The following is an 18,781-nucleotide window of genomic DNA, read 5'->3' on the forward strand; positions in this document are numbered from 1 at the left end:
AAAATCTATACACATCAAAAAGGGGCTTCCATGTCCCATAAGTCATGAGCATGACAGAGGCCCTCCCTTATTAGCGCTCATTGGTCATTGGTTCTAATGAACCTGACACACGCTATTCGCTCCTATTTGCGCGGGTTTGACGGCTAATGAATCACAGCGACGTAATTTCTCCAAATTCGGTTGATTTACAGGTTGAAAAGTCATTTTCGGCGGGATAACGTTACTGAGATTCGTTAGAATTTACATCTCTTCATTATCACCCTAATAAGGTGCGGTAGGTTCGTTGCTATGAACGTTTTTGTCAAGCCCATCACAAAATGCTGCTTTTCGCCGAAGCCCTAAGCGCGGGAGTCCATATGCGAGCGACGGTTGGCACGCTGCTATCCGTGGGTTGGTTACCACATGGTATGCCTTCGTCAAGGAGAGCTTTTACAAGCTAGCCACGCACGTTCAGCCCATTAAAAGCCTAGTGCAAACGAACCTCGTACATTCTCTCCTGAACCTTCCATGAACTCCCGGGCCTAAGGCTCCGGAGTTTTCCCCTTTTTCCTTTTAAACCATCCGTCTCTTCAAGATGAATAACAGATTACTGAGCGTTCGGTAGCTCCAACGTTCGGGCGACCGCCCAAATGAACCCGGTCAGTTCCCTGGCCACCGCGGTGACCGCGACATTTTTGTGTTTGTTTAATCCATAAACTAAACGGCGGAATTTTCGGTGCAGCCGTTCCTGAGCTTTCCAGGAAATGAGCTGTATGTCCGCAGGCAGACCTTCCAAACGGCGGGCCAAGTCCCCTTTAATCGCAGGCCGATGGCGGTAACTCCATGCCGATTCAATCAAGGTGCGACGCAATCGTCCATTTCCCGCTTTGGTGAGCGAGCCTCGTTGGGTACGGACTCCAGACGAATGCTCACGCGGAACCAGGCCCAAGTAAGCCATGAGCTGAGCAGGGGAACGGAAACGGGCAAAGGAACCAATCTCCGCAGCAAGCGTGACGGCCGTGAGAAATCCAATGCCACGCAGAGACTGTAAAATCTGAATCAAATCGGCTTTGGAACTGGTCGCCGCCTCTTCAATCAAGGCTTTTTCCAGTCGACCGATGCGTTGCTCAATCTCTTCCATGGCATGAAGGTACTCTGTAAACGCGATCTGCATGGGTGCATGCGGGAACATCAGTTTTCCAAGCCATACGCGATATTTTTTCGTCCAGCGACGTTTGATATTCTCCGGTGGATGGATCTGGTGGCGCAGTAAGAACTTGAGTACACGTTGACGGGCCCGGTGAGCATCTTCTTTCGCCGATTCGCGTGCACGAACCAATTCACGCAGTGCCTCATCTTCACGTGCTGGAACGTAAATTGGCGTAAGTTCGCCTGCACGGAATAGACGTGCCAGTTGCTCGGCATCTCGTCGATCTGTTTTCACATGATCGCCGGAGCGTTTCGGGATGAGTGAAGGCGCAATGACGACACAGGTGGCTCCCATGGATTCGATCCAGCGGTAGGTTTCGTATCCTGTAGGACCGGCCTCATAACAAAACGAGAGGGAGCTTGCCGGACCCAATTCTTTGATGAGTTTGCGTAAGGCAGCAGGCGCATGAGCAATGGTGCCGTAATACCGCGGCTTGTCTTGACCCTCGTCAGCAATAGCGACAGAAATTTTTTCTTTGGATACATCTAAACCAATGAATTTTGTGGTAGACTTCATAGGGATAGCTCTCCTTTGCTGTGTAGCTCTGAAATGGTGGTCTTCTTACTGTCCATTTTAACCTACGATATGCAGCAATATGGAGGGCTATTTTTTTGTGGTTACGTTCATCATAGCTAGAATGTTGGAGCGATTGGTAGCGAGGAGCGAGGGAAAATCCCTCAAAAAAAAGGAATAGAAGTATTGGAGAAACCATCAAAATAAAAAAATAAGCTCATGCTCACATACGGATGGTGAATCCGCAGAGAACAAGAACTTATTTTGGCAAGAAACCTTATCATCAAAAATAAAGCAAGAATATTTAACGTAAGCTGGTTAGTGTGTCAGGGTTGTCCATTCCACACCTTCAGGAAGCAGGGCCGCAATGCGGTCTTTGGCTTCCTTTTTGGTATACAGCGATTCATCGAGAATGACCGCGGAACCGGAATCTGTGCTTGTCCGAATCAGACGTCCGAGACCTTGCTTCACACGCAGGAGCATATACGGAAGATCGATCTCTTCGTATGGTGCTGCCGACGCACTTCGTTTTGCATTGAAGACAGGGTCCTGTGGTGGATACGGAAGCGACCAGATCATGACATTGGATAATGACGGGCCTGGAACGTCCAAACCTTCCCACAGATTAACGGAGCACAGCACACTCTCCTCATCCTGCTGGAACGCCGCGATCAGATCACTGATCTCACGGTCGCCCTCATACATAAAGCGCAAACCTTCTGCTTCAGGTACATGAACGATGTCCTGCTTGAACGCGCGTAGCTCTTCCATCGTACGGAACAGAATCAGCGCACGTCCTCCACTCTCCTGAAGTAACGACACCGCATCACGCATGCGATTTTCGTTCTCCGGGTGCCCCGGCACAGCTTCATTGGTAATTTTCATCTTCATTTTATCCGCATAATCATACGGGGAAGCTACCGAGAACGATACAAAATCATCAATACCCAGGCTGTCCGCCACATAACGGAATGAACTGTCCACAGATAACGTTGCGGAGGAGAATACAATTGGAATGCCTGTGTTGAACACACGCTCGTTCAGCATTTCCTTCACGGTGCGCGGCATGATCGATAAGGTCGTCTCATCCTCGCTCTCTTCCGCCCAACAGATGTAACCATCTTCCTTGCGGAACAAGGCAAGCGCAGACTGAATCATATCGAGATGTTCTTCCACGACACGCATCTGGTAACCGTCTAGCGAGAACAATCCGCTCTCAAATACCAATTCTTCGCCGATTGCATCCAGCACACTCGTCAGACGTTCAATCTCACGCAGAAGCGGTGCTTCTACCCGAACTTCTTTCCGTTCAGATCCCGGAATCGCGACCGTATACGTATCCAGCAACGCAAACAGTCGCTCACTGCTCTCAATCGCTTCATCTACACACTCCGCGAGGGATTCACGAATCTCTCCTTCTAACAAGCGAGTGACGAGTTCCTCGAAGATACGGTGTTTCAGCTTGTAGCTCAGTGCGTTCAGGGCTGCTTCTTCCAGCAAATGGCCTTCATCAAATACAACTGAGCTGTGGTCAGGCAGCAGTGGCAATTGTCCCTCGCGTTTGCGCGCATCATACGTCCACACATGCTCCATGTAGTAATCATGGGAACAGATGATGATGTCTTTGGAACGACGGTAATGGTCACGTGACAGCGTAAGGCCGCAGCGTTGTCTTTTGGGACAAACAAAACAATCCTGGAACGGGTCCCAGTTGATTTTGTTCCACTGACGATCATTCAGATGTGGATACTGTTTGCGGTCACCATACGGATGGAAAGCCTGAAGTGTCCCAGGTGTGTTCACGAAGTCTGGAAGGCTCTCATGCACCTCTTCGATCACCTGCGCATCCTCGTCCGCGAATCGCATCGCACTTAATTTGTTCAGACAGAGGTATTGGTCCGGCGACTTGCCCAGACGTGCGTCCACTTCCAAGTTCAGATGTGCAGCCAGCTTGGCAATATCTCCACCGGGCTTCACAAGCTGTTCAATCAAGGACTCATCGGCACAGGCAATCACTGCCGGTTTGCCCGTATAACGTGCATAACAGACCGCGTAGAGCAGATAGACTAACGTCTTGCCTGTTCCTACACCGGCCTCCGCCATAATGGTCTTTTTATCTCCATAGGCCCGTTCGAGCTGGTACGCCATAAAAATCTGTTCATCCCGTACCTCGAAGCCGGACTCTGGCAAAATATCGTAAAAAACATCGGCAACCCATTCCCCGAGACGGGATACAAAAGGTTCAGCCGGATCATATGCAAAAGGATAACGTTGTGTAGACAATCCTAGGTCAGCCTCCATTCTTAGACGCGGTCCTCTTTCATTTTTCCGTTCAAAAAAGGCCGCAGGGCAAAAGTTAATTATCTCACGCGATGAAGCGGGTGACAAGCTTTTTTTACGAGATTATTTGCGAGGTTTAATGTATAGAACCAATTTTCAGGGAAAATATATACAGGAATCCACTTTAAGGAAAGGCGGTGCTCCACTCCATGAATCATCAGTCTTCACAACCAGAGCATTCCTCAGACAAATCAGCTGAGACATTAACGGATCGACAAGGGCATCCCATTACGGACAATCAGAATGTACGAACCGTTGGCAACCGGGGACCGACTACGCTGGAGAACTATCATTTTCTCGAAAAAATTACTCACTTCGACCGTGAACGTATTCCGGAACGTGTGGTCCATGCCCGTGGTGCTGGTGCTCATGGCGTATTTGAAGCGTATGGAACGGCCGGGGATGAACCGGTATCGAAGTACACACGTGCACGCCTATTTCAGGAAAAAGGCAAACAAACGCCCGTTTTCGTTCGCTTCTCTACCGTTATACATGGCGGACATTCACCGGAGACCCTGCGGGACCCGCGCGGATTTGCTGTAAAATTCTATACCGAAGATGGCAACTGGGATCTGGTGGGTAACAATCTGAAAATCTTTTTCATTCGCGACCCGCTCAAATTCCCGGATATGGTACACGCCTTCAAGCCAGACCCGTTGACCAATGCACAGGATATGGAGCGGTTTTTCGATTTTGTCTCGCTGAGCCCTGAAGCTACCCATATGGTGACATTCCTCTTCTCTCCATGGGGCATTCCAGCGAATTATCGGCAGATGCAAGGCTCGGGTGTCAATACATATAAGTGGGTCAATCAGGAAGGCACGGGCGTACTCATCAAATACCACTGGGAACCGCTCAATCAAGGGATACGCAACCTGCTGCAAAAAGACGCGAGCGAGATTCAGGGACAGAATTTCAATCATGCGACATTGGATCTGTATCACGCCATTGAAAAAGGGGAGTATCCCGAATGGGAGCTGTGCGTTCAAGTAATGGAGGACGGCGAGCATCCAGAGTTGGACTTCGACCCGCTGGACCCAACCAAGCTATGGCCGCAAGATCAGTTCCCTTTTCTACCTGTGGGCAAAATGACGTTGAATCGTAATCCCGAGGATTATTTCAATGAAGTGGAGCAAGCAGCGTTTGGCACAGGTGTATTGGTAGACGGGCTGGATTTCTCAGATGACAAACTGCTGCAAGGACGGACCTTCTCCTATTCGGATACCCAGCGTCACCGGGTGGGTGCGAACTATCTGCAACTGCCTGTGAATGCACCGAAAAATCGGGTAGCCACGAATCAGAGCGGCGGACAGATGCAATATCAGGTGGATCGTGCACCGGGTCAGAATCCGCATGTGAACTATGAACCCTCCTCGCTTGGTGGACTTAAAGAAGCTACACCGCGCGGCCCGGAACATGAACCTCTGATTGAAGGGCGACTCGTTCGTGAGAAGATTGAGCGTACCAATGACTTTGGACAAGCGGGTGATACGTACAGGGCTTTCGAAGATTGGGAGCGGGATGAGCTGATCAGCAACATGGTCGGCGCGTTGGCACAATGCAAACCGGATATCCGGGAGCGCATGATCTCTTACTTCACCCAAGCGGATGCGGATTACGGTCGGCGCGTCTCTGAAGGGTTGGCCTCTGTTCCAACCGATGATAGTACAACGGTCCAACCGAAACATGAACCAAGTATCGAGCAAGCAGAGAAACGCAGTCGTGAGACGGACGGATATTAAAATAGCTGGACAGCGTTTAAACTGATAAGTCTGACACTGTTAGTACATTTGAGTATTTTGAGTAAGCAGATTACGTTCTGAATTAAACCTAGCCCTGATCGTCAAGTTGCCCGTTGCAGCTGCTATCAGGGCTTTTTCATGACTAGTTTTAGTGTAATCTCCACTTCAGGATTGCATACAGCTATGTATTTTAAATTAAAAGAAGTTCATATGAGTGGATCAAAGGTAAGACTTGTGCTCTGGGGATGGAAAAGCGTACTTCTCTACGTTCATTTCAGATGATTCTTCGTTAAATGAGAGCTATCACCCAATGGAAAGATTACATAATTCACGTGATATTAAAGGCATTGGAAGCTTGCAGGCCTGACCTGCCTGCATGTACCTCCATCTGATCAGATGATTATTGATGATAACGGTTACAACATTTACCATAAAGCTGTGTCCTAGAGATTGCATCGAGCCAGCCGGCATGATTCTATCTCATAGGTAACGGTCTGGTACACGGCTACCACATGCTCTTCATTCTATTCCCAATTAACCAAGGAGGTTTGCGTAATGAAATTATTCCCATCTACATCTACTCATGCATCTGTACGATCCGAACGTTCTCTGAAATCGAAAATGGCCCAGATCTGTCTGAGCGCCGCGTTCCCTCTATTATTGATTGGTGGTGGAGCGGCTGGTGCTGAAGAGCTGATCGAGAGCAATTTGCAAAATCCCTCTGAATCGGTGGCGACTTCGAATATCGCGCTTGCTGCGGGTGATCTGTATGTGTCTCCTGGCGGTTCAGCCAGCAATCCGGGAACACTGAACAGCCCTACGTCACTCGCTAACGCATTGACCCAGATCGCCCCAGGCAAGACCATCTATCTGCGCGGCGGCAACTACAGCTTCTCCCAGACCATTACCATTGAACGTGGCAATAGCGGCACATCGAGCCAACGCAAAAACCTGGTGGCGTATGGATCGGAAAAACCGGTCTTTGATTTCTCCGCTCAAGCCTTCGCTTCCACCAATCGGGGGTTGCAAATGTTCGGAGACTACTGGTTCGTCAAAGGGCTTGAGGTGAAGGGTGCGGGCGATAACGGTATCTTCATCGGGGGCAGTTACAACCGTCTGGAGCAGATCGAAGCTCATCACAACCGGGATACGGGTATTCAAATGGGACGCTATGCTTCCACAGCCGCCAAGAGTGAATGGCCTGCATATAATGAAGTGATTCGTTCTTACTCCCACAACAACTATGACCCGGATGACGGCGAGGATGCAGACGGTTTTGCGGCCAAACTGACCGTAGGCCCGGGCAATGTCTTCGACGGTTGTATCGCGGCCTATAACGTGGACGATGGTTGGGATCTGTATAGCAAAACAGACACAGGTGCCATTGGCGCGGTTACGATCCGTAACAGCATCGCCTACGCGAACGGTGCAACCGCAGACGGCACTTCTACCTCCAACAGTGACGGTAACGGCTTCAAGCTGGGTGGCGAGAAGATTGCAGTGAATCATATCGTTGAGAACAGCATTGCGTTTAACAATAAAAAGCACGGCTTCACCTACAACAGCAATCCCGGTTCGATCCAGATGAAAAATAACACCTCCTGGAACAATGGGCAAAGCAACTTTGCCTTTGATGTAGGCACCCATATCTTCACCAACAACCTGTCATTCCAAGGCGGCGCCAGCGACAAAACAAGTGGAACCGACGTCAGCAGCACCAACGTCTGGTGGAAAAACAAAAAAAGCGAGAACGCCAAAGGCCTGCTCGCCAGCGCAGCCGACTTTGTCTCCCTCGTGCCTTCGGTAACGCGTAGTGCGGACGGAACGCCTGTCCTGGGCAATTTCCTCAAGCTTGCGGGTGGCAGTGATCTGGTAGGGTCAGGTACGCCATCGGGTACGAATATTGGTGCGAGATAGGTTGTAGTTAGAAAAGTATAATTTGAAAGCAAGGTCCCCTCTCCCATTCCAGCCTGATCGGTGGTAATGGAGGAGGGGATTTTTGAATTGCTTTGTATTGTCTGCTGGCTTATGAGGTAGATAGATAAATACTTATGTTTTGGCTAAAACCTCAATCATCAGTCTGCCGCCTGTACGAAAACCTTGCTCAAACGCCGCTTCCACATACATCGACGTGGATTGTCCGATCAAGTCGATCAGTTGCTCCAAAGCATCGTATTCGTTCCCCGTAAGCTGTGTTTTGTAATCCTGCATCAGGTCCGATATCTGGCGATTGATCTCCTGATACTCAGCTTGCTCAGGATGAATCGACTCGTCCAACCGCAGGTTTCCGTGAAACAAATCCTCGATCAGGTTTGACATGTTATCCTTCATGGTAAGGTCACCTCTGGAAGATTGTACATCAAGGGATGAGGTGAGATGGGGATTTAGCGGGAAATGCGCTAGTGTTTTTTTCGTTTTTGGTAAGATTGAGTCGAAGTTAAAGTTGAATCATGTCCCTAAGCCCTTTCATTTCAAGCATCATTATACGAGTGTGTGAATCCTTACGTTGTGGAATAAGACTTGCAATATGAAGACCGTTTCATCCTACTTCCCGATCAATTTCAATAACTAAATAGCGTAAAAAAACATAAGATAATATTATGTAACAATTAAATTGATAACCCCATCAACAATCAACAAATATAATAGACCGTCTATATCAGTTCCTCTTCATCATCAAACAAATGATGTAGTATCCAACTATTTCGGACATAATCTTCATTATTGAGGACACTATATTTCTTATTATTCAAGTGAATAATATTGTCTATACTTATCTCCTCATAATCATTTGAATTAAATCCGAGGGCCGATAAAATTAATTGTGATTTTATATGATCATTAATATCCTTGAACACCAGATTAAATAATGCTTTTTCTTTACTTTCATCAGACTCTACATTATTTGGACTATCCAGAACAACAGGAAACCTTAATACTTTTGTATTTAATTGTACCTTGACTTTCAGCAAATTAAAATACCAAATAATTGTTGATATTGCTTTATTACTTCCTCGTGCTTCATAATTTTGTTTTATATTTTTAATTTTATCCTCCCTTATTTCTTTTAAATCGAACTCAAACTTGGATTCAGTCATCAATTCTGAATATAAAGAATTTGCTGTCGTCTTTAAGTCAGTGTACTTTCTTATTTTAGTATTATAAATTTTAATATCCTTCTCTATCTCTCCGAGTTGTGTTAATATCTCATTTAATTCGTGAAGCATATTTTCCTTTGCCTCAATATATCCTAGATGCTTCAATGAATCTGACACTCTGGATTCTTTAATTTTCAATTTATTCTCATATACCTCAAGTTTGTAAAGAAAAGTTTGATATTCTTCTTCTTTTCTTTTAAGCTCCCTGTCAACATCTATCGAAAGTCTTTCAAATTCATCTTGAAGAATGTAATAGTCTTCTAGCTGATTACTTTGCTTTATTCTCATTTGTATTTCGTCTTCGACTTTCTGTTGACAAACTAAACATGTGTGGTCCTCAATAAGTTTAAAGTATTTCGTATCTTTCCCACGCTTTTTAACTACTTCTTCAATGCTCACTTCCAAATCATATTTATTATTTCTAAGTTCAATTAATTTGTTTTTTACTTTCTTCAATCCAGCCACAATCTCAGAGTACTCCTCTTTACTCTTCTCTAATTCAATATTTAAAGTATTTAACTTAGTAGGTGCATCCATTCCTTCCAAATATATTGCTAAACGAGCCAACATATTGTTAATTGTAGATTGATCCTGCAGTAAGCGTCTTTGCTCTTGTTTAGAATCTTCTAGATCTTTCTTTAATTCGAAATATTCATCGTTAAATACTCCAAAATGACTGTAAATAACGTTTTCTTTGAATCCAGAGTATTGGCCTAAACCTTTGAACGAACTGAAGGAAGTCCCCTCCATATGATCTTGGTCTACATAATTTAACAAGTAGCTAAAAACCGGAGGAGCTATTTCTAAAATATCATCATGTCTGTTTGGTAACTTGATATTGAATTTAAATATGCTGTTTAAGTATTCTGCAAGTGCTTTTCTACTTGTAGTGCTAAATAATTTCCCGAAATTATGATTATAAATCTTAAAAAGATTTTTGTTTCTGTAAATTTGATATATACTTCCAGATATACTGAAGTTAATAAAATAACTTTTCTCTTCAAACGTCCATTTATCATCAAATATAGCGTCCGCTCCCATTGTGTGATATATGCTTTTCATCAATACTGATTTCCCTACATCGTTTCCATCTTTTGAATCAGACGTTATAATATTAATTCCTTTTGTAAACTCAACTCTTTTTGCTTTTTTATTTTTCAAATCCAATATAAGCAAACTATTAATGATTAAGTTGTTCATATAAACCCTCCTCAAACTTTTTCAAAATGAGCAGAATCAACATCTCGAATTCCTGGTTTTCAACTTCTAATGGTTTTTCATTCATGAATCTTTCAGAGATAAACCCTATAATTTCTTTATCTGTCCCATTTAAGTAATGAATGTTCTCTAAAATAAATTTTGCGATCTTGTTCTCTATTAATTGAAGCGGTTTACTTATTTTCAGAGAGAAAAATACTTGTTTCAATGCTTTTGATAGCTTTACTCTCATTCCAAAAAAGGCTTTGTATTCTGATTCTATATAGGCACTTGATTTTTCTAAAGCAGTATCTGAATTATCCATGTGTGATTGGAATATCTTTTCAAAATCTTTCTTGGTAACTCCCTTTTTGATAATAAGGTCATCATAAGTTAATAATTCAAATTCGTAAGAGGCTTTATCAGTAATAATTGTTTGCAAAGTAGAAAATAATGACCTAAGTCTTTTTACTTCACAGTCGTAGAAGCTAACAAAAAAAGAAGCTAACTCCCCCATTAGTGTCTCATTTGGGTTAGTAAGATCTATTGTGGTTTTTATGAAGAATGTATTCTCAAGTTTTATTTCACTTTGTTGGGACAGTTCTTTTGTCACGTCGTTCTTTATTTTTGTTACGTCATTTCCATCTATACTTTTTAATAAGACACTTTCTAGATTTGTATGTAGCTTTGTTGTATCCTTTAGAGCAACATTTGAAACGATTGCAAGTTTGATCTCATCCTGTTCCACACCACTTCTATCATATTTAAGTAAATAAAGCTTTCCTAATACCGATTGCCCTACATCATTTTTTTTAAGAAGTTTGTTTATAGTATAGTTTCCTGTATTGCTAGTCTTTAACTGATAAAATTCAAAATTGCTATTCGGAAGATGAATTTCAATATCACATTTATAGTCGAATAAGATAATAAATTCATTATTGTTCTTAAGTAATTCTAATACTTTTTTTAGTCCCCATAACATTTCTATTCTAAATCTATTTTTTGCCATAGATCCTGATAAGTCGTAAGGCAAGTTCATGTAATCCGGAACAGACAATTGTTTCCCTCCATTCATTGAGAAGTACTTTTATGTTTATAACAAAATTATTATACAACATTTTTGACTTAATTCCCTTTAAATTGCTATGCATCAGGATTATTTGTTCGAACTCTCCTCGCTTAATTCTCAAGTTGAGTTTTTCTACTAGATTAAAGCTAGCCATAATTATTATGAATATAATTTATAATTGCTGTATTTATCTAAAGTGTGTCTTCAAACTATCAAATGGTAATACATAGGTTAAACATATTAGATGAAGACACGATAATAAATCAAAAAGGTTAGGTGGCAGCGGGTCTAAGAACTGTTTCCACCTGAACGAACACAGCAAGGAGGACCTCACGCATTGGACAGCCGAATCATGTTAAATACAATGCTTTAGGTTGCAAATTTTAGGCACCCCATGGTGTACTCTATCTGAACACTTTCCGCATTGAAAAATCTTCTACACCCGCGTTCTACACTAGCAGAAAGTGGGAATTTGGGATGAGGTGCTAAAGTATGTCTCCATAGATGCGGATGAGGAAAGCGTCATAAATGATGATACGATTGTTTGCGTCCAACAGCATAGGATCGGTTCAAAAAAAAGGGGGGGGAACATGCAATCGTTCCCTCGGCGTACTAAGCACCAAAATCCATGTCGTAGTTGATGCCCCGCTTCGTTTCGAATTAATAGGTGGTGAAGCTCGCCGTTCAGGGCTATGACTTCTACAACCTATGAAACTGACTATGAAACAAGTATTGGCTGATCGAGCGTATTATACGAATGCGATCCTATCGCTGCTCGGCGAACAAAAAGCTATCTCGATGATTCCAAGCAAGAAGAATCGTTAAGAGATTCAACTTATGATTGAGTAGTCTACAGAGAACGTCATTTTGCGGATTACTTTTTCAACAAAGTAAAAAACGTCTGAGAACTCAATTTAAATTAGCATGTACGTTCAAAGCCTTTTAATTCTGGCGTCCTTTATGATTTGGCTTTCCTGAGTTTGAAGACACGCCCTAAACCATCAGATACCAAATAGACAAGGATTCTTTTGAAGCAATTTCAAATTCTTGTGTCTCCATTGTCTTACTTTTAGCATAAACTTTAACATTAAAATTTTTGAAAAAATCAATTAAACCATGATTTCCCCTTAACCCATTCCTTATAATTGAATAGATAAATCAATTATTCTTCAACTTCAAAATCAAACCTAAAAACTAAATGATCCAAATTCTCAATTTTCACACTAATAACTTCAAATTCATTGCCTTTACCAGTTACTTTTTCAAAGGTAGGATATACTCCAACAAAATAACATCTAATTTCTCCATTAAAAGTTGTAAGTTTATCTAGCACTTCGAGTAGCTGATTTTTCTTGTTATATGATTGAATCAAATCAGAGTTAAGATATATGGTTATTTCTAATCCCTTTTCATTAACCCGAACTTTCTTTTTGAATTTAACTCTATAATTATTTCCGTATTTTTTTAATTTCGTAACTTCTCCCCAATAAATAAGTCCTTCTTCATCTAAAAAATATTCGCATTTTTTAAAAAATGAAGAATATGACTTCTTCTTCCCATTTATAGTAAGAGTCTCTGTTTTTAGCGTATTAGGATCATTGTTTTCATAACAATCAATGATTTGTTCAAAATAAGGAGTTTTTACATTTGAAGACCCTTTTGTAATTGAACCAGTACTTTTTGATCGTGTAACTCTGTTTACATTGTTATTAATATTCATCGTATCCTCAACTTTTCGAAGAGTTTTCTTGAGTTGAATTGGTTTTACGAGCAAAAATTCAGAAGGTAGTACGCTTTTTTTCTTATGATTTGACTTTTTAGCATTTACTTCACTAGTAAAATCTTGGTCTATATTATAATAAAAATCACACTTTTTCGGAGAAATAATATGATTATTGAGACTTTTTGTTCTAAAATGGATTTTGGTTTTGGTCTTTTCTTTTCTATAAATTGCAACTGGAAGTAATGGTACTCTACAATGTTCGCTTGGACAATGAAAAGTAAGCTTTCTCATATAATAATTCGAATCATTGCTAAAATATAAATCCCTAGCTTCATATGGATTAATACAATCATTCAGTTCTTCACAATAGGCTTTTTCAAATTTCACAGTTACCTCCAAAAATTATCAAAGAATATAATTAACTCCGTTTTCTGTTATGAGATACTCTTTTAATTTAGATATTCGACATAGTTTTCTTTCCCCCTCCAAAAACAACTAAATTTCTCCATAAAAGTCGAAAAAACCTCTGGTACGAATCCTAGAGGTTTGTATCGTTTATCTTATATTTTTACCTATATCAAACCTCCGAATTCACCTATTCCCTTCCCGATGATACACAATTCACTCCATGATCGATTCATTTTCTTTACGATGTTTTCAACTTTTCATGTATTCCCAAGTCTTTAATCTGTTCTTCTTTGGGCACAAGCTCCACCTGACCACGCTTGGAGCAGGTTTTGCCATAAGTATGTAACCCATATGGATTTCACTAACCAGTCAACTTGAGGTGAATTTTTCTAATCGTTTGAATCAATTTAAAGTTCTGATTCTGTCATAACTTCCTGTATGATCCCCCTTAATACCACTCTAGTTGTTAATTTAATTATTCAAATAAATGTTCCATCTATCTCACTACACTCATTGAGTATAGTCTTATACCCATAATTAGCTGAAATTCTCATTGAGAATCTGTTCCCAATAAGTACATTTTTCAATAATACATTAGGATTGTCTAAATTTTTAAATTCTTCGATCTCATCGTTTCCCATGGACTTCCCTCCTGTTTTCAATCTAAAACTTAAATAAACCTAAAAATTTCTTTCGTGGTTCATTTTTAATAGCATAAGATGTTAGTTGACCAAGCAATTGAGTTAATCCGTTCTCAAACTCTAAAGATTTATCATCTGCACCAGTATACGCATGGGCTATTTCATGTAACAGAGTGCCTGAAAAATCGATTACATTACGTAATTGGCTCCGTTTGATCGTAATCCTCTTTTCTAAAGGTTCCCACAATCCAAGTGCTTCAAAACCAGAATAATCGACCCGCATCGTCTCCGAGATGCTAATTTCTTTTATGTTTTTTGTCTGACTACTGGGTAGCCAATTTAAGATTAAATCTTTTACAGCAAAAACCTTTTGTTCCTCTTTTGACAAACTAGAGACAGGTATGTAAGTAAAATGAAAACTTGTATTAAACTCTTCTCGATAACCTTCTAAATCTCGAATAGGACTCCCCTCTATGTCTTGGAGTTTTGTAAGTCTATAAGCAATGGACTCTGGGACGACCACAACTCGGTAACCATCATCCTGGGCATGAGTGACTAAAGAACCACCATTCCTCATTTGGTCAGGCGTGAGAAAAATTACATTTTCGTTAGCATTTAAAATTTTACATGCATGGAGTTGGACATCTGTCCACTGAAGTTCGTCATGAATATAACCTGTTTCGTAATTTTTCAGATCCGCAGCCATTTCATTAGCAACGACTGAATCAGTACATGCAAGCAGTATAGATTTCACTCTATCTGTATAAGCACTGCGCCCGACGTTCGTGCGCTCCCGGTTGAGAGCTTTGCGTAGCGCCGCATTGGTAGAGGTAATATTATAGCTAAACAAGAAATTTTCTTCTTCGGCTACACACAGCCCGTTCACATAAATTCTTGCTTTATTCTCTTTCTTTGGTTTTAAAACCGAACCGTAAGACGTTTTTTCTAATATTTCATCTCCTGAAAAATGTAGAAAGAAATCTTTAGCTTGTTCCATGTCCTCATCGTTGACTCCGTATAAAATTACATCAGTTCCAACAAGGGTAGGATCAGATGGTGACTGAATTACAGCATGCAGGGTAACGATATCATCAAATCCATGCTTATTGCTCTTGTCCATAGTGATATCTGCATTACGAGAACGAATCAAGATTTGGATATTTTGACGGTCAAACGTAGCCATTGCATCCTTCAATCCTACGCCAAATTTTCCAATAACCATCTCAGGATTATTTAACTTTTCCTTATTTTCGTTTTGTGTAAAGTGCTCATATCGCAAACCACGGCCAAAATCACGAATATGCCATGCTCCCTGCTCATCCTTGTAAATATTTGGTACAGACGTCTCTGATAGTAAATATTCATCGAAGGCATTAGCAATTAGTTCTCGTAAAGCGTAGGCAGGGGTCCAATGTTCAAGTACTTTTTCAATATTTAAGTCAAACTGACGTGCGACTTCCATTATTATTCTCCTCCTAAGATATATTTCATATTGTCGTTATGTATGGTCATGAATGAGACTCAACTGCCAGCAAAACTATAAAAGCTTACAATGAACTGATGATCATTTCATCAACTCATACTGTAATAAACTGTGATTCAAATAAAGAAAATCTAATCCTACTTTTCGTATTTTAATTCACAAAACACCTTCCTGTAAAGATTCCCATTTTTGAGATGTTAAGGTTAACGCTTGGTAGAGTTCAATGATATACCTGTACTTACTCATGTAAGTTTTTGAGTTGACTAGATTCAATTGTGAATCATCAATTAGCCGATGCGGCCTACCACTCTCTTTTTATGAGGTCAAATTTCAGATAACTTCATATTTAATTTAGGATACTCGGCAGCAACTTTTAAATTTACATCAAGTAACAGACTTAATACCTCCTTTGGGATTGTACTTATACGTTTTCCGCTCATCTGATGATGTAAATTTAATTGTTTTAACATTCTTCTGTGTTGGTCACGTTCATAACTGCACCAGTTTTTTTAAGGACACTAAATAACTCGTTCTTTAACTCTTGTATCTTCTACCGCCCCTGATGTGTCTAAACGATACTTTTGAAAAGCTTGGAGCGTAGCATGATCTGTTTAAAATACATTACATATCAATAAACTTAATAACTAATTAGACTTTTAGAAGTATATACTTAAATCAAAAAAACCTCGAAAGTGGGATAACAATCGAGGTTGCGTTGTTCTTACGATTCAAATGTTATTCTATTTGGAAATTGTCCGTTTTCACGATACAGACACATTGCCAATTTCTGAGCCGCTCTATCAAAATAAAATTTCGACTCGTTATTGGCATTTACTACTGGCGTCACTTCTTGTATCGTTTCATTCTTTTTATTTAACTCTATCTTTCCCATAATTTGTTCATTCGGCCCAAAATGATAAATAACCTTTCCCTCATCTTCATAATCTTTCAACAATAATACAAACGAAGCCACCACATTCCCTCCATAACAATTTGAGATGACGTCTGGACATTTATATACCCCAATAATCCTCATCACACTCAATCTTTTGTACAGAATCGCAAGCACGTTGAAAATCTGCTTTCGTATAAAGATCCGTTAACTTATTCGCCTCTTCCTGCCAATCGGGACCACACTGTAAAAGGTAATCTGTAAACCATTCATAGTAGGACGGGTTGATTGGATTCAACAGGATCAATCTTTTATACATCATCATCACACATAGGATCGGCAGAAAGAATCTTGAAACTCAACATTAATCTTTTCTAATAAACGATCGGCATGGTCAACGATCTTTTGCGATTATTGACTCTCAATCTCACAGATTTCAATATATTTTTTGTTTATCCAATCTAATGCTAATTCCGCTTCTTCTTTCAAGATAACGCCTCGTCGGCTTTTATACTGAAAGTTCTCTTTTGCCCACAACAATAGTATCTTTACATATTCTAATGTTTCAATTTCACATGTACTGTCCTCTTCATCTTCTTCTGCAAAGATATCTTCAAAAGTTGTGAAAGACTTATCAGATTTTATTAAGTTCACATTCCCTCCACCCTCGTATAACGTTATTTTCCCTTTCAGTAATTCGATTAAGTTTCCGATCTCTTCCTGGATCGTGGCGAAGTCTCCAAATATATCCGATCCCAAAGAATTACTAATCAGATAACCATTCTTTAATGATGAATCGATGCCTAGGTCCACGATAACTTCGTTGAAATCTTCTTTATATTCGATTGTATACCTGTATTTAATCATGTTCGTATCTCCAATCTTCTTAATACAACGGATAAGCCGATGTGATTTTCTCATTTTTTATAACAAATTCGATAGTCACTCCTGTACTGGAAGTCCCTCTATATCTATTATTTTTGAAAAGAACTTTGTTATCGAAAGCTATATTTATTTCATCAATTACTTGTTGTGGTGTCCAATCTTTCGAAAAAAACGTGGTCTTCGCTTTTTTTAGTATTCCATCTACCTCTACATTGGCTCTATACACACCATACTCATTAGGAGGATCAATATTTCCAACAACTTTCCCTTTGGTATTTGGCATACCTTCATAATGAAATCCAACCGCTTGTCCCTTTATTATTTCACCCTCGAAGATATGATTCAATGCATTACTTGTAGTTCCTTTTTTAAAACCCTCAGTATTCTTTAATTCATTGATTTTCCAACTACTCTGGTACGCATTCGCTTTCCTTGCCTCAGCCGATTCCAAATTCTTTTTAATCTTCGCCACAGCTGGATGAGAAGAAGGTACGCGAAACGGCCCTTTGCCACCCGGCATACTCCCGCGAACCATCTGAAATGCCATAAATAGCTGGCTGAACTTTAGAGAAGTCAACATGAGCTGAGCATACTTATCGGATACAGGCTCACCTGTGAAGGGATGAATTCCATTTTCAAAGGCTTTGATCTGCATCGCATAAATATCTTCTCCTGGCGCTTCAGCATCCGTAGCTTGCATCCGATTGATATCCAAATGCCCCTGATCCTTCTTATATGCCTGAAGGGCTGCCTGATCCGTAACACCATTCTCGTTCACAGGCATCCACATCAGCTTCCCATACACATTGACTTGTGCCATCCGGTAGCCTTTATCCTCCGAACCCGCATCATTACCCAAGGTCTTCATCATCGCTACCGCACCTACAGCGCCAACAGCATTGCCAAGACTCACCTTTTCAGCATCGATATTCTCAAATCGCGTGGCGATATCCTTCAATTCCTTAGAGGTGTTCACCATACTTTCCAGCGCCTTCTGCAATACAGGTCGTGACCGCGCAAACTCATCATAAAAACGCTCCTGCGTCACACCCAGCCACATCTGCTGAAGGAACATGATCTGTCTTGTGAGATTCTCCCGTATATGCTCCAATTGTTGTCTCGCCTGATCCACTTGATTCGATACGTGATGTAACTGTTCAGGGGTAACTTTAATGGTATTCATCCATTTTCACCGCTCATCTAATATATGATAAAACTATGTTAGCAGAAGTTTAATGGCAATTACATCCGGCTAACCTCCTGATTTCACTGCATGAATCCACGCTCAGAATGATCTATATCCGTCCTTCAGCCCCATACGATCTCTATGCAAGTGTATACATGTTCTTGAGGGTTGTCATTCAATTTGACGACTACAGGATACTGTAGCATTTTTACTGCGACGAGCAACACGCTTTAACAATTCATATAATTAATGAATAAACTTGACTTGAATTGATAATCAGATGTACTATATGTTTATATAAATGGAATATATTTCAATTTAAATACTTATTTTGAAATCTTATATTTTTACCATG

Annotated in this window: 13 protein-coding genes; 2 read left to right on the top strand and 11 right to left on the bottom strand. The window is 40.9% G+C overall.

Annotated features, from left to right (window positions below; genetic code table 11):
• Nucleotides 1-586 precede the first annotated feature (586 nt).
• Both BS614_RS23380 and BS614_RS23385 read right to left on the bottom strand, forming a co-directional pair.
• Complete coding sequence (locus BS614_RS23380) at nt 587-1,705, bottom strand: IS110 family RNA-guided transposase (protein WP_074092643.1); 1,119 nt, start codon at nt 1,703-1,705, stop codon at nt 587-589.
• A gap of 315 nt (nt 1,706-2,020) precedes the next feature.
• Nucleotides 2,021-3,985, bottom strand: coding sequence for an ATP-dependent DNA helicase (locus tag BS614_RS23385; RefSeq protein WP_244898183.1), 1,965 nt, complete (start codon nt 3,983-3,985; stop codon nt 2,021-2,023).
• A gap of 206 nt (nt 3,986-4,191) precedes the next feature.
• Here BS614_RS23385 and BS614_RS23390 point away from each other — a divergent pair, with 206 nt between their 5' ends.
• Together BS614_RS23390 and BS614_RS23395 are read left to right on the top strand one after the other, a co-directional pair.
• Nucleotides 4,192-5,784 (top strand): catalase, encoded by a 1,593-nt coding sequence (locus tag BS614_RS23390; protein WP_074095728.1) that lies wholly within the window; start codon nt 4,192-4,194, stop codon nt 5,782-5,784.
• A 555-nt stretch (nt 5,785-6,339) separates the two neighbouring features.
• Complete coding sequence (locus BS614_RS23395) at nt 6,340-7,701, top strand: right-handed parallel beta-helix repeat-containing protein (protein WP_084174703.1); 1,362 nt, start codon at nt 6,340-6,342, stop codon at nt 7,699-7,701.
• A gap of 132 nt (nt 7,702-7,833) precedes the next feature.
• On the opposite strand, the gene BS614_RS23400 is transcribed toward BS614_RS23395, so the two are convergent.
• The 9 genes from BS614_RS23400 to BS614_RS23440 all read right to left on the bottom strand — a co-directional run bounded on the left by BS614_RS23400 (nt 7,834) and on the right by BS614_RS23440 (nt 18,423).
• On the bottom strand, nt 7,834-8,115 hold the full coding sequence (locus BS614_RS23400; protein ID WP_084174705.1) for a DUF6809 family protein: 282 nt from the start codon (nt 8,113-8,115) through the stop codon (nt 7,834-7,836).
• A gap of 323 nt (nt 8,116-8,438) precedes the next feature.
• On the bottom strand, nt 8,439-10,142 hold the full coding sequence (locus BS614_RS23405) for a hypothetical protein (protein WP_074095729.1): 1,704 nt from the start codon (nt 10,140-10,142) through the stop codon (nt 8,439-8,441).
• Nucleotides 10,123-11,196 carry a dsDNA nuclease domain-containing protein gene (locus tag BS614_RS23410; RefSeq protein WP_167544415.1) on the bottom strand — a complete coding sequence of 358 codons (1,074 nt, stop codon included), beginning with the start codon at nt 11,194-11,196 and terminating at the stop codon, nt 10,123-10,125. Before BS614_RS23410 ends, BS614_RS23405 begins: the two co-directional genes overlap by 20 nt.
• Nucleotides 11,197-12,370: 1,174 nt before the next feature.
• Nucleotides 12,371-13,318, bottom strand: a complete 948-nt coding sequence (locus BS614_RS23420) for a hypothetical protein (protein WP_074095731.1) — start codon at nt 13,316-13,318, stop codon at nt 12,371-12,373.
• Between the two features lie 500 nt (nt 13,319-13,818).
• Entirely contained in the window at nt 13,819-13,980 is a 162-nt protein-coding gene (locus BS614_RS31615; RefSeq protein ID WP_157116186.1) for a hypothetical protein, read from the bottom strand.
• 22 nt (nt 13,981-14,002) lie between these two features.
• Nucleotides 14,003-15,442, bottom strand: coding sequence for an ATP-binding protein (locus tag BS614_RS23425; protein ID WP_074095732.1), 1,440 nt, complete (start codon nt 15,440-15,442; stop codon nt 14,003-14,005).
• Nucleotides 15,443-16,184: 742 nt separating this feature from the next.
• The gene (locus BS614_RS23430) at nt 16,185-16,436 is read right to left on the bottom strand and encodes a hypothetical protein (protein ID WP_074095733.1); all 252 of its coding nucleotides are present in this window, start codon (nt 16,434-16,436) and stop codon (nt 16,185-16,187) included.
• A 330-nt stretch (nt 16,437-16,766) separates the two neighbouring features.
• Nucleotides 16,767-17,222, bottom strand: a complete 456-nt coding sequence (locus tag BS614_RS23435) for a hypothetical protein (RefSeq protein ID WP_074095734.1) — start codon at nt 17,220-17,222, stop codon at nt 16,767-16,769.
• Nucleotides 17,223-17,241: 19 nt separating this feature from the next.
• Nucleotides 17,242-18,423 carry a WXG100 family type VII secretion target gene (locus tag BS614_RS23440; protein WP_074095735.1) on the bottom strand — a complete coding sequence of 394 codons (1,182 nt, stop codon included), beginning with the start codon at nt 18,421-18,423 and terminating at the stop codon, nt 17,242-17,244.
• Nucleotides 18,424-18,781: the final 358 nt, after the last annotated feature.

Source organism: Paenibacillus xylanexedens (assembly GCF_001908275.1).
GTDB classification, from domain to species: domain Bacteria; phylum Bacillota; class Bacilli; order Paenibacillales; family Paenibacillaceae; genus Paenibacillus; species Paenibacillus xylanexedens_A.

Coding starts and splice junctions, on each gene's coding strand:
- BS614_RS23380 (WP_074092643.1), bottom strand. CDS start 1,705: ATGAAGTCTACCACAAAATTCATTGGTTTAGATGTATCCAAAGAAAAA.
- BS614_RS23390 (WP_074095728.1), top strand. CDS start 4,192: ATGAATCATCAGTCTTCACAACCAGAGCATTCCTCAGACAAATCAGCT.
- BS614_RS23395 (WP_084174703.1), top strand. CDS start 6,340: ATGAAATTATTCCCATCTACATCTACTCATGCATCTGTACGATCCGAA.
- BS614_RS23400 (WP_084174705.1), bottom strand. CDS start 8,115: ATGAAGGATAACATGTCAAACCTGATCGAGGATTTGTTTCACGGAAAC.
- BS614_RS23405 (WP_074095729.1), bottom strand. CDS start 10,142: ATGAACAACTTAATCATTAATAGTTTGCTTATATTGGATTTGAAAAAT.
- BS614_RS31615 (WP_157116186.1), bottom strand. CDS start 13,980: ATGGGAAACGATGAGATCGAAGAATTTAAAAATTTAGACAATCCTAAT.
- BS614_RS23425 (WP_074095732.1), bottom strand. CDS start 15,442: ATGGAAGTCGCACGTCAGTTTGACTTAAATATTGAAAAAGTACTTGAA.
- BS614_RS23435 (WP_074095734.1), bottom strand. CDS start 17,222: ATGATTAAATACAGGTATACAATCGAATATAAAGAAGATTTCAACGAA.
- BS614_RS23440 (WP_074095735.1), bottom strand. CDS start 18,423: ATGAATACCATTAAAGTTACCCCTGAACAGTTACATCACGTATCGAAT.